The sequence below is a fragment of the Acidovorax sp. GW821-FHT10A04 genome (assembly GCF_059415825.1).
The window spans coordinates 145,206-158,301 of the sequence record NZ_JBWKNZ010000015.1 but is presented as its reverse complement, the minus strand read 5'-3'; the positions used below and the strand labels follow the sequence as shown (position 1 = coordinate 158,301).

7 protein-coding genes are annotated in these 13,096 nt (G+C 63.7%); 1 reads left to right on the top strand and 6 read right to left on the bottom strand.

What is annotated here, in order from left to right:
- Nucleotides 1–373: 373 nt before the first annotated feature.
- The 6 genes from AC07PF_RS26500 to AC07PF_RS26475 all read right to left on the bottom strand — a co-directional run bounded on the left by AC07PF_RS26500 (nt 374) and on the right by AC07PF_RS26475 (nt 11,752).
- Nucleotides 374–529, bottom strand: a complete 156-nt coding sequence (locus AC07PF_RS26500) for a hypothetical protein (protein WP_179679810.1) — start codon at nt 527–529, stop codon at nt 374–376.
- 137 nt (nt 530–666) lie between these two features.
- The gene (locus tag AC07PF_RS26495; protein ID WP_494613868.1) at nt 667–1,110 is read right to left on the bottom strand and encodes a hypothetical protein; all 444 of its coding nucleotides are present in this window, start codon (nt 1,108–1,110) and stop codon (nt 667–669) included.
- Nucleotides 1,111–1,120: 10 nt separating this feature from the next.
- A complete protein-coding gene (locus tag AC07PF_RS26490) occupies nt 1,121–1,621 on the bottom strand; it encodes a hypothetical protein (protein WP_494613867.1) in 501 nt (166 codons plus the stop codon).
- Between the two features lie 654 nt (nt 1,622–2,275).
- A complete protein-coding gene (locus AC07PF_RS26485) occupies nt 2,276–2,548 on the bottom strand; it encodes a hypothetical protein (RefSeq protein ID WP_007851806.1) in 273 nt (90 codons plus the stop codon).
- A gap of 17 nt (nt 2,549–2,565) precedes the next feature.
- On the bottom strand, nt 2,566–10,731 hold the full coding sequence (locus tag AC07PF_RS26480) for a JAB domain-containing protein (RefSeq protein WP_494613866.1): 8,166 nt from the start codon (nt 10,729–10,731) through the stop codon (nt 2,566–2,568).
- 109 nt (nt 10,732–10,840) lie between these two features.
- Complete coding sequence (locus tag AC07PF_RS26475; protein WP_494613865.1) at nt 10,841–11,752, bottom strand: LysR family transcriptional regulator; 912 nt, start codon at nt 11,750–11,752, stop codon at nt 10,841–10,843.
- Between the two features lie 289 nt (nt 11,753–12,041).
- On the opposite strand from AC07PF_RS26475, the gene AC07PF_RS26470 reads away from it, so the two are divergent.
- Nucleotides 12,042–13,082, top strand: a complete 1,041-nt coding sequence (locus tag AC07PF_RS26470) for a Bug family tripartite tricarboxylate transporter substrate binding protein (RefSeq protein WP_494613864.1) — start codon at nt 12,042–12,044, stop codon at nt 13,080–13,082.
- Nucleotides 13,083–13,096 lie beyond the last annotated feature (14 nt).

The following is a 13,096-nucleotide window of genomic DNA, read 5'->3' as shown; positions in this document are numbered from 1 at the left end:
GGTCCACGGGCACCAGAGTCACACCCGCGAATGGTTCGGCACCGCGCACGCCGCCAGCCTGCAGGTGCGCCAAGATGGCTGCCTGGTCGCCTCCGACCACGAGCATGCCGGAGTCCAGGGCCTGGACCTGTGCCTCTATGGGGGCGGTGGCCTGGGGCTGGGGCGCTGTTGCAGGTGCGCTTGCGGGACGTGGGTTTTTTCAGGACGGCGAGTAGCTCGTCAACCTTAACTCACCCATTAAACGACCAACTGGACGGATCCCGAGCGCGCCTATGGCCTCGCTCTTCCCTCCAGGGGTTTCCCCATCGATTCCTGCGTGCCAGAACCGACGCACCCATCACTTCCAGCGATTCAAGAATCGTAGAAATTTATTTCATTCTTTGTCGTAATAATTTTTCATCCAGTGATCAATGTCCATTCCTTCCTTTGCGACAAAGTACACAAAGAGTTTTGCATTTCCAAGACTTGCCCCTTTTCCGAGGAGATATCTTATGTATTTTTCCGCATCCAATCGTGCAAGTTTGCGCACGTCCTCCAGATGTAGGTTGTATACATCTCTGTAATCACGACAGCTTCCCCCTTCCTGAGAAACATCCCTCCCAAGATCACGATTCAGGAACTCTAGAGTGGAATCATATAACCCAGCCATAGCAAATCCTTTAACAGTTATTTTTTCCTGGCAATTATATTAACCTTGCTAGGAGCATCCTTGAGTCCATCGGCGTCAATAGGGTCCTTCAATGTTATCTCGAAGGCCTCGTATCCAACTTTCCCCCTGGCCTTGCCGAACGATATATCTCTTATCGTGGCCTGCGCCCAATCATTTTTCGTTCCATTGTGATTGCTTTTGCGATGCTTGTCGAATTCTTTTTGGAAATTTTTGAGATTTTCTTCAGCCAGCTTGCCAGGCAAGGCAATCGGGGGGCTCCCCGTAGTTTCAATGTAATAAGAAATCAATTTTCTCAATATTGCCTCGGTCACTCCAGGGGCGTTGATTATCACGTGCTCCTCTGTTGATTTTATTTTTGACTTTTTTGAAATGCTCAAAATTGGGCCGTTATCTGTTATTTCCACGCTGGCAAAATCAACATCCTCTCCGTCCACGAGCATCGTAATGGCGTTACTTGGGTCGTTGTCCGTAGTTATTCGAACCCTGAAGTCCGTGAGCGGAAGGTGCGCTGCCGTTGGGCGGCCCAAGCCCCGACGGGGCCGAGGCTGAGCGCTCCAACTGTGCAATGCCAAACGCCAAGTCCACCAAATCCTGCCCATCAAACGCCTGTGGATTGCCCGTCAGCTTGCCGAGCAAGTCCTTCAGCGATGCGCGCACCCGCGCCAGCCAGCCCTGCACCGAGTTGTTCGGCATCAGTGCAGTAGGCTGCACGCCCAGTTCCATCGCCACCTGCACGGCGTAGGGGAACAGCTCTTCACTGCTGTAGGTGGCAGTATCTGCGCTGTCTGGCGGCGAAGCCCGCACGCGCGCTGCGGCCTCGTCGTAGACCTGGCGCTCCAGGCTCCCCTCGGGCCTGGTCGCCCAACTGCCAATCACCCTGTGCAGTTGCCTCCACCCCGCTTCGCCCAGCACCGCCTTGCCATGCTTGTGCACCAGCTCGTGCGCGGCCACGGCCATCTCCTGGCCGGCTTCTATGTGGTCGGCGATGAGGAAGACGGTGTTGGTTTAGAACCTGTTCACGGTCTCCCAGGGGTCGCGCAGCGGCCTTGGCGGGATGGGGTGCAAGGCGCGGGGTGCAGCCGATAGCCCGTGCTATCGGCAAGCGCCGCAACGCCGCAGACCGCCCGCCAAGGCCATTGCCCGAAGGGTTGGAGCGAAATCGGGCGATTGGACGCCCCGCCTGCTTGCATGGGCATGGGCCCATGCGGCGCATCCGAAGCATCCACTCATCCCGATTGCGCTCCAACGCGATCCCCTGCGAGATCGTGAACAGGTTCTAGGGTTGAAGAACCCCTGGGCCAGACCGGTGTCTTGCGAGCCCATGTCGACTTCGCCGATGAGGGGCTCCCAATGCGCCTTGATGTCCTCTGAGGTGGCCACCACCACGCGGCCACGGCCCTCTGCGAGCAGGCCCATGCTGTTGGTGAGCTTGGCAACTGCGGCGCGCACCGATTGAACGGTGGCAGGCTTGAAGGGCAGGCCCTGGAGTTCTGATTTGGCGAGCTACGGCTGAACTGCTGGCTTGGCAGGGAGGAGGACTGGGCCTGCTCGCCAGAACCAATGCGTTAACCGCTTCCGGCGATTGAAAAGTCGCAGAAAATTATTTCATTCTTTCTCGTAATAATTTTCCAGCCAATGGTCAATATCCATGCCCTCCTTGGCGACAAAGTACGTAAAGAGCTTGGCGTTTCCAAGGCTCGACCCTCCAAGAAGATACCTTATGTATCTATCCGCATCCAAAGGAGCAAGCTTCCGCACATCATTAATGTGGAGGTCGTACACCTCCCTGTAACTACTGCAGCTTCCTTCTTCCTGCGATACATCTCTTCCCAGATCACGCTCCAGTGCTTTTAGAGTGGAATCGCGCAAACCAGCCATGGTAACTCCTTTGATAATCATTTTTGCTTTGCAATAATATTCAATTTGCTGGGCACTTCTTTCAGTTCATCGACGTCAATCGGGTCCTTTAGTGTTATCTCAAAAATTCCATATCCCAGCTTCTGCCTAGCTTTGCCGAACGATATGTCCCTTATCGCGGCCTGTGCCCAATCATCCTTTGTTCCATTTTGATTGTTTTTGCGATGCTTGTCGAATTCTTTTTGGAAATTTCTGAGATTGCTGTTGGCCAGTTTGCCTGGCAACCCAACCGGAAGATGCCCTTTCGTTTCGAGGTAGTAAGAAATCAATTTTCTCAGCATTGCCTCAGTCACTCCGTGGGCATCAATTTTCACGAATTCTCCTGATGATTCTATTTTTGCTGTTTTTGAAATATTCAGGGAAGGTCCATTTTTTTCATCATCTTCTATGTTGGCGAAGCCAACATACTCTTCACCCACAAGCAAAGCAATGTCGTCCGCGTAGGGATTGTCTTTTGACATCCGGACCTTGAGGTCTTCTTCCTTGAAGGGAATGGGCCGGGGATTGTCCTTCGTTCCCAGCGGACCTTTCTTCGGTGCTGCACCCGCGTTGTCATCTCCCGCCCCGCGGCTCATCTGGATGGGAAGATAGGGGGCGGAAGGTGCCCTGCCGTTGGGCCGCTCAAGACCCGACGGGGCCGAGGCTGAGCGCTCCAACTGTGCAATGCCAAACGCCAAGTCCACCAAATCCTGCCCATCAAAAGCCTGCGGATTGCCCGTCAGCTTGCCGAGCACGTCCTTCAGCGATGCGCGCACCCGCGCCAGCCAGCCCTGCACCGAGTTGTTCGGCATGAGCGCTGTAGGCTGCACCCCCAACTCCATGGCCACCTGTACGGCATAGGGGAATAGTTCTTCGCTGCTGTAGCTGGTCTCATCCGCTCCGGCCGGCCGTGAAGCCTGCACGAGTGCCATGGCCTCGTCGTAAACCAGCCGCTCCAAGCTCCCCTCAGGCCTGTTCGCCCAACTGCCAATCACCTCGTGCAGTTGCCTCCACCTTGCTTCGCCCAGCACCGCCTTGCCATGCTTGTGCACCAGCTCGTGCGCGGCCACGGCCATCTCCTGGCCGGCCTCGATGTGGTCGGCGATGAGGAAGACGGTGTTGGTTTGCGGATCGAAGAACCCCTGGGCCAAACCTGTGTCCTGCGAGCCCATGTCCACCTCGCCGACCAGGGGCTCCCAGTGCACCTGGATGTCGGCCGAGGTGGCAACCACCACGCGGCCACGGCCCTCTGCGAGCAGGCCCATGCTGTTGGTGAGCTTGGCCACGGCAGCCTTTACGGACTGCACGGTGGCGGGCTTGGAAGGCAGGTTATTGGCCCGTGAAGCTTGATCTGGCGCGCTGCGGCTGAATTGCTGGCCCGATAGGGAGGCAAGGGAAGGCTGAGAGGGCAGGGATGGGCCTGCCGACGCCGAGTCGCGTGGCGGCGGCTGCTGCAGCAACTGCCGCGCCTTGTGCACCTGGTCGAGCCCGACGAGCACGCCGCCCTTGCGCAGCAGTACGCTGTCCACTCCGCCACCCCGCAGGCGGTCGAGCAGTTGCGCTGGATCACCCTTGACCATCAGCGTGCCGTCGCGCTGCGTGTGCATGCTCACGGCGCTTGGGGCGCTCGACCCAGGTTCGCCCTCGGCGACCCGGCGCCCCCGGGTCAGCGAGAAGCCTGTGCCGCCCGTATGCACACCCTGCTGGTGCAGTGTGCGTCCGGCATCGGGCAGTGCATCACGAAGAATGCCCGCGGCCAGTGCATCGCGCACAGGCTTGGACCCTATGTCGCCCGCGTCGCCTACCGCGAAAACGCTGCCCGAGCCTGATTGGCGCATGAAGCGGCGCACGGTGGCCGCCAGGTAGGGATAGCTGCGCGTGAGGATGCTGGCTGGCGCTTCGGAGATCGCGCGCACCTTGCCATCTGCGCCGGTGCCGATGAGCGTGATCCAGCCTGGCCGCTGCATGGACTTGCCCACGATGGCGAAGTCGTCTGGCCCAGCCATCTTTTCGCCCAGTACCGCCATGGGCTTGCTGGCTTTGAGCAGCCTGTCCTCACCAAAGTCTTGGTAGCGCACCATGTCGGCAGGTTCTCTGCCTTGGTTCGCAGTGTCGATCACAGCGTACTTGTTGCTGTTGATGACAACGTGGGCCAGCAGGCCCGGCACATGCGCGCCGAGCATGCGTGTGAGTCCAACGTCCTCAGGACTGGGCGTGGGATTTCCCGATGGGTGGTTGTGCAGCAAATAGTAGGAGTCCGCCCCAGTCTGCTGCTTGATGTCGCGCATCTGGTTCACGTATTCCTGTTCGCTGACGCCAGCAGGAGCCATCGGCGTAGTTCCAGGCATGCGAGAACTTACGCCGGTGGCATGCACCACCACGCCGTCCTTGACGAAGAAAACCCGGAATGTCTCGAACCGGGGATCGCGATACACCTGGGCCAGTTCGGCCAGGCGCTGCGGGCTGTTTACTTGCTCGCCAAGGAGGGCTTGGCTGCCGGCGCGTTCGATTCGCTCGGCGATTCCGAGTCCCACGAGAGTGGCGGTCCGACGCGATAAGGATGCTCCTCCACTCCGCCGCAGAATCCCCTGGCTGGTCCCTTGGTCGTCGGCTGGCTGAATTCGTCCTGCGAATCCAGATCCCACGAGAGAGGCGGTTCCAGTCGGTACGGCATTACCAGTCCCCCGCACAGAGTCCAGGGAGGTAGCACGCGAGCGACCAGTCGTGGGTCCTCGTCCATCATCAGGTTGGGTGGGCTCTTGAACGCGTCCATCGTTATCACTGTAGCCGTTGCTATGGTTTTCTGCAACGAAGTCGCTTTGGCTTGTTGCGACCTCCCTCTGCGCCACTGCAGACGTTGGGAGCGCAGCTCCGCTGCGATCTTGTGTGGACTGCGGGTTACTGAACAATTGCCGCGCCTTGCCCGCCTGATCGAGCCCGACGAGCACGCCGCCTTCGCGCCGCAGCACGTGGTCTACACCGCCGGTCCGCAAGCGCTCCTCCAACTGCACGGAATCGCCCTTGACCATGAGCGTGCCGTCGCGCTGCATCTCCAGGCGCGCGGAGTCGATTGGCTGCGTCCATGGATTTTGCGGACTGCGGGTGCTGAATCGAGCCCGGCCATAGTTCTCGATATCGCCGCCTGCCGCCCCGGCGTGATCGATGGCGCGCATCACAAAGCGCTCGGCCTCGTTGTAGGTCATGGCCCTTATGGCCTGCGCCAGCTTGGCCATACCTGCCTTGTCGGCCACGGTGGCCAACCATTGGGCCAGTGCACGGATGCGCGATGGCTTCCACCGTGTTCCCATGCTCACATCGACATTCAGCTCTTCGGATATCCGCGCCAGACCCTCCTCGATCGCCATCGCCTCCAGCTGCCCTTGCAGTTCACTGCCCTTGTACCCAAGGCGCGCAAGTTGTTCGCGCTGCTGTGGCACGATGCCGGTGCGCTTCCATTCATTGGCATACTGCTGAACCCGCGTGTCCCTTGCCGCCAGATCCAGCATGGTTTGCACGTACTGCGCGCGTGGCACCAGGAAGCGCACACCCCGATGGAGCAGTTCATGGAAAACGACCAGCCGCACGTCCAGGTCCGAGCCCACACCCGACTGGAACACATAGATATCCCCACTCCCGAGGGTAATGCCCGATGCCACTACTTGCGCAGGCACGACGAGTCCGATATCTCCGGGGCTGCCCACGGCCTTGACTGGTGGCGCACCAGCCAGCCCCGCAAGAGTCTTCTGGATCACCTGGTCGATGCGTTCAAGCGAAAGCTCGGCCTTGGGGGGCGTTGAACGGTTGCTGTAGCGACTGGCAGGCGAAGATCCATCTTCGGCTTTGGATGTTGGCGCAGCGTAGTTACCGTCCTGCACCAGCGATGCGCTGCGGTTGAGCTGCTGGCTCGTCGTTGAGGGGCCTGCCGAGGCTTGGGCGTGTGGTGACTGCTGCAGTAACTGCCGCGCTTTGTCGACCTGATCGAGCCCGACGAGCACGCCACCTTCGCGCCGCAGCACGCTGTCCACCCCACCTTTGCGCAAGCGCTCTTCCAACTGCACGGAATCGCCCTTGACCATGAGCGTGCCGTCGCGCTGCATTTGCATGGGCCCCGGGATGTGCTTCTGCGCTTCTCGAAGTTGCGCGCGGTCCTTGGGCCTTGTGACTGTCCGTCCTCCATTGGCAAGAGACTGACCAAGGTCGGTCACGGCATCGCGCAGAATGCCAGCTTCGACAGCGCCCCGAACCGGACTGTTGTTGATATCACCGGCCTCGCCCACGGCAAAGACTTCGACAGACCCCGACATCCGAACAAATCGACGCACCGTGGCCGCCAAGTAGGTGGGGCTGCGCGAAAGAATGCTCGAAGGTGCTTCGGCAACGGCCCGCACATGGCCATCAGAGCCTACTCCAACCAGGGTCATCCAGCCGGGCCCTTGCATGGACTTGCCCACTATCGCCAGAACGTCGGGCGATGGGATGGTCTGGCCCAGCGCAGCCAGGGGTTTACTGGCTTGCAGTAGGCGGTCTGTCCCAAAATGCTTCAGACGCACCATGGCTGCGGGCGCCGCCCGGCGCGCTGCATCCTCGGGCGTGATCACCGCATACTTGTTGCTGTTGATGACCACATGCGCGAGCATCCCGGGCACCTGCCGGGCAAGGTGCTCTGTCAGCTCAATATCTTCCGGGCTCGGCTGTGGATCGCCGGATGGATGGTTGTGCAGGATGTAGTAGCCCTGCGCTCCCGTGCGGCGCATGCCTTCGCGAAATTGTGCGAGGTACTGCGCTTCGGTCATGCCCGAAGGCACCATCGGTGTCCGATCAGGCAGGCGTGAACTCACGCCCGTGGCATGCACCACCTCGCCATCCCTGACGAAGAAAACCCGAAACGTTTCGTACCGGGGATCCCGGTATACCTGCGCAAGCTCTGCCAGGTGCTCTGGTGAATCTACCCGTTCACCGACGAGGGCCTGGCTGCCGGCAAGCGTGATGCGCTCGGCGATTCCAAGTCCCACAAGAGTGGCCCGGGGTGCCGCGCGATCTCCTTGGCCCGGCCCTCCACGGTGCAATCCGCCAGCAGGTGCTCCTGCGAAGTAAGTGGTGCCTGCAGAGTATCCATCGTCGGGTTGGGTGGGCTCGTGGAGGGAAAAGCTGGCACTGCCCTGCCTTGAAGCATCTGCGGCAATTCGTTCGGGGGAAAGGCTGCCTCGCCTACCGCGTCCGACTCCCAGATCAACGGTCCGCCCGGATCGTAATAATCCACGCGCGTCTCCGACTCGTGGACCGATGGGAGCGTCAGTCTCTGGTGATGTGACACCTTTGCCGTGCCGGTCAACGGAAAGGTCGGAGCGGTTGGGGCGGTCGTCATCGATGAAAGTGTAGCGGGTATGCCCTTGGCGACCTCTGGTATCACTCGCATATCGTTGTCCCCGGGACATGTCATCCATAGGCGCGGCGGTCTGGTCGTTGTTGCCAGACCTCTGTGTCTGACCTGCCGTCCTGTCTGGCGGTGCCATGGTGCGCGGTGGTTCAAGCAAAACCCGCTGTGCCAGTGCCGCCTGGTCCACGGGCACGATGGTTGCGCCCATGAACGGCTCGGCGCCGCGCACGCCGCCTGCGTGCAGGTGCGCCAGGATGGTGGCTTGGTCGCCGCCGACCACGAGCATGCCGGAGTCCAGGGCCTGGATTTGTGCATTGATGGGGGCTGGGACTTGGACCTGTGCCGCTGCGGTGTGGCGGGCGGTGCCGTGCTGGGTGGTTGTGGGCGCTGGGTCTGCGGCGCCGGTGTCGGCTTCGGCATCCGCGGCGGCAGGTGTTGGTGCCGGTGCTGGAATGCCGGATGCCTGGGGGCTTGTGTCCGCCTGGTCAGCATCGTGGTTGACCTGCACTTGCGGCGATGCGTCGGCGCTCTGCTGCGTGCTGCTGTGGTTGCCGTCTGTCGATGCCTGCATGGGCGCCGGGGGAGTGGCCGGTGGTGCTGCAGGGGCCGGTGCGGTCGCTGTGCTGGTGGCAGACTCCTGCGCTGGCAGGGCCTCGGCCTGGCGCAGTATTTCGGCCTCGGCCTGGGCCTTCCTTGTGGCGGTGGCGACATCCGACCAGGTGGCGTTGCCGGGCACGGGGACACCGTCGTAACCTGTTGCCGGCGCCGTGGAGGCTGGTGAAGGCGCTGGAGCAGGGGCCGGGGCGGTGGTGCTGCCGGTGCCGCTCTCGTAGGTCGCCTCTTGGGTATGGGGTGGGTTTGGCGTGGTGGACTGGTCCTGTGCCCGCGGTGCGGATGGTGCGGGTGGTGCCGCAGCGGCCATACCCCCCAGCACACGCCTCCCCCCGTTCATCATCCCGCCCTGCATCACGGTCTGGGTGATGGTGTCGCCCACCTGCCTGAAGTAGTCCTCGAAGGTGGCGTTCGGGTTCAGCGCCATGCCTGCGGGGGCCCATTTGTCCACGGCGAACTGGCCGGTGGTGGTGAGCACTTCGCCGGGGATTTCCTTTTTGACCTGGTTGGCCAGGAAGCCCGCCACCGCATCCGATGGCATGCCCTGCGTGGCCTTGCGGATGGCATCCAGGTTGCCCTTGAGGCCGAACTTCTCTCCGATCACCTCGAAGGCGGCGAACGCGCCTGCGCGCCCTGCGGCCTGCTGCGGGTCGAGCCCGCGCGACTTGCCGTCGCTGTACTCCTGGCCGAACGACTGCGCGGCGATGCTGCCCATGGCAAGCAACTGGGAGGGGACGAAGCTGCCCGTCACCAGCATGGGCAGTTGCTGCGTGATGGAGGCGATGGCCCCTTCGGCATTGCGCTGCAGGTGCGTGCCGCGCTCGCCGATGGCCTGCTCCATGCCGCGCAATGAAGTGGCGCGGTCTGCGGTGCGCTGTTTCGTTGCATCGTCTGCGCCGCTCAGGTCTTCGATGAACTGGCTGATGCCCACCACCCCCTTGCCCAGGCCCAGCCCGCCCTTGGCAACGCCGCGCCCCACCACGTTGTTGAGCAGGTTGGCCGGGCGGTCTGGGTCGGAGAGGTCCTTGGTAGCGAAGTCGTAGGTGGAGGGCTGCACCGTGCCGCCCAGGGCTTTTACCTCCTGCCCTGGCGCGACGCCCGCAGCGGCGCCTTCGTAGGCTGCGCGGCGGGCGAAGTCGGGGTGTTCGCCCTTGGCGATCAGCGTTTTGGTGCGGCCTTCTGCGCGGGTATCGAACAGGGCCGCTGTCGGCGACGCGGCGAAAATGCCCTTGTCCGCCTGTGCGAACTGAGCGGCGCGCTCGCGCGCAAGCTGGCCCTGCCATCCTGGCAAGGATTGAAGTCGCTGGCGGTCCTGCGGGCTGGCCGCATCCCAGGCGTTGTTGGCGGCCTTGCGTGTTTCGGGCCGCAGCGGCAAATCGCGGGAGGGCAGGTCTGTCGCAGGCACTGCCTCGCGCTCCAGCACACTGCCCACGCTGGCGGGCGGGGCCTTGCCGGTGGTTGGTTCGGGCTGGTTGGCCACCCAGCGTGCGGCCGCGCCGGTGCCCGGCAGCATCTGGGCCAGGGTCTTCGCGCCCGATGCCAGCTGGCTTTTCACCTCCTCCACGAAAGGCCTTGGCGCTGCCGGGGCCTGGCTGTACATCAGGCTGCGCGGGTCGTTGGCGGCGTTCAGCCTGCCGTCTGCCGGGGCAGCGGGCAGGTCTTGCCTGGCTGACTGCGATGGCGGTGGCCCTGGCACGGGCGCAGTGGCCTGGGGCCTTGCGGGCCGGGGCCTGGGCGCAACTGCGGTGGGCCGTCCCGAGGGGGCTGGCGCTGGTACAGGTGCTGGGGCGGGCATCCGTGCATCGGCCTGCGGTGGGGGTGAGAGGGGTGCAGCGGCCGGTGCCGCCAAGGCATTGCCGCCGTGGCCTTCTTCTTCCTGGCGGTAGGAAGCCAGGGCCTGGGCATAGTCGCCGCCAAACGCCTCCAGGCGCGAGCGCAGCGAGGCTGCGGTGTCGAAGATGGAGTCGACCGAACTGCCAGGGCCCAGCGCGCGCAGCACATCGGCATCCACCCCGTACTCGCGCGCGGCGGCGTCCAGGGCCGCGTCAATAGGTACTGGGCCGGGCGGCACGGGGGCGGGCGGGTCCGCAAACCACACGGACAGCGGTGTGGTGTCGTCATCGGGGGCGTAAGCCCCCCAGGCCTCATCTTGCGAGGCCAGTTGGTACAGGTTCATGGAAAGGGCTCCGCGCGGAGGTGGGTGGTACGAGACCACTCTCGCGCGCGGATCACCCGCTGGGGAGTGCCGGCATATATGCAGCGGGCACCCCCGCGCCCGCTGCTATCTACCCGGCCTTGATGTGCTCGGTGAGGAACTGCACGAAGGCCTTGCCTGCGGCGGGCAGGGCGCGGCCGGCCAGGGTCTGCACCTCCAGGTAGCGCTCGTTCATCTCGCGGTCGCGCAGGGCAATGGCCACCAGGTCCAGCGACGGCAGGCGGGTGCGCACCGAGAGTTCGCCGTAGAAGGCGATGGCCTCGGGGGCGGTGGCGGCGTAGCTCACCAGCGAGTCGGCGTGGTTGCTGGTGATGGCGGCGTTGTACTGCAGGCCCTGGCGGCTGCAGCTGGTGTCCAGCAGCTGGCGGATGGAGCTGACCGGCGTGGGCAGGGCCAGCGGGTAGGCCACCACCTGGCTGAGCGAGAGCTGGCGCTGCGCGGCCAGCGGGTGGCGGCGCGACATGACGGCCAGCACGGGGCAGGGGTGGCGCAGCTCCAGGCGGATGCCGGGCTCGGGCAGGCCGCTCAGGGTGATGCCGATGTCGGCCTCGCCGTCGCGGATGCGGCCCGGCACCTCGCCCTGGGCGCACATCTCCAGGTGGAAGCGGATGCCCTCGTAGGTCTCGCCGAAGCGCGCGATCAGCGTGGGCAGCAGGTCGTAGGCAAAGCCGGCCGCGCTGGCCACGCGCACAAAGCCCTTGCGCAGGCCGCGCAGGGCCGAGATGTCGCCGAGCACGCGCTCGTTGTCCTGCTGGGCACGCTTGGCGTGCGCGGCCAGCAATTCACCGGCCGCATTGGGCACCATGCCGCGTGCCTGGCGCTCGAAGAGCAGGGTGTCCATCTCGCGCTCGAGCCGCGCCACCTGCCGGCTCACGGCCGAGGGCGCCACGTTCAGGCGCAGGGCGGCGTCCTTCACCGAGCCGGCGCGCACCACCTCCAGGAAGTAGCGGACGGCGGTCTCCTGCAGGATGTGGCTGGACATGGGGATGCTCCTATCGTTCATGTTTCCAAGCGCTTGCTCCCAGACGGCCCGTGAAACTCGCGCGGCCAGGGCCAGTGCCCCCGTGCAAGGGCCGCCCCGCCGCACTGGGGGCGTCCCCCTGAGGGGGAAGGCGCGCAGCGACTCAGGGGGCATCAAGCCCAATTGCGATTTCGGCAATCGACAATTCTAAACATTGCGCTTGTGGCACTGGGAGATGGCTTCTACCATGGCTGCATGGCGTTTGCGTGACGCCTGACCCATGACCACCCTTGCTCCAGGAATGCTGTCCATGAAATCACCGATGTCGTTTGCGCCCCCCACCGCCGCAGCCCGTGCCCACCGCCTGAATGCGGCCCTGTTCGCCGGCCTGGCCACCGTGGCGGCACTGGGTGCCCTGTTCAGCACGCCGGCGCGTGCGGCGGACGCAGCAGCCTTCCCGAGCAAGCCGCTGACGCTGGTGATCCCGTTCCCGCCCGGCGGTGCCACCGATGTGCTGGGCCGCGTGATCGCGCTGCGCATGGGCAAGGAGCTGGGCCAGCCCATCGTGATCGAGAACCGTGCGGGCGCGGGCACCATCATCGGCGCGGGCTACGTGAGCAAGGCTCCGGCCGATGGGTACACGCTGCTGCTGAGCTCGGGCACCACCTTCACGGTGAACCCGGCCATCCGCAGCAACCTGCCGTACGACCCGGTGCAGGGGTTCGACCCCATCGGCATATCGGGCCGCACGGGGCTGATCCTGCTGGCCAACCAGCAGGTGCCGGTGCAAAGCGTCAAGCAGTTCGTGGACTATGTGAAGGCGGCGCCGGGCGCGTATTCGTACGGCTCGTTCGGCAGCGGCACCACGTCGCACTTTGCGGGCGAAACCATCTTGCAGGCCACGGGCCTGAAGATGACGCACGTGCCCTACAAGGGCAGCGCCCCGGCCATGACGGACCTGATGGGCGGGCAGGTGCCCTTCACCGTGGACACGGTGGCCGCGACCATTCCGCAGCTCAAGACCGGCAAGATCAAGGCCATTGCCATCACCACGGCCAAGCGCTCGCCGCTGCTGCCCAATGTGCCCACGCTGGCCGAGTCCGGATACCCCGGCATCGACCTGGACACCTGGCTGGTGATGGCCGCGCCCAAGGGCCTGCCGCCCGCCGTACGCACCAAGCTCGAAAAAGCCCTGGCCGCCACCGTGGCCGACCCCGAGACCAAGGCCAAGCTCACGGCCCAGGGCATGGAGCCAGCGTTCAGCAGCGGTGCGGCGGCGGCCGAGCTGATCCAGCGCGAGCTGCCTGCGATGCGTGCAGTCGCAGCCCGTTCGAACATCACTGCTGATTGACCCAGTGCTGTGCG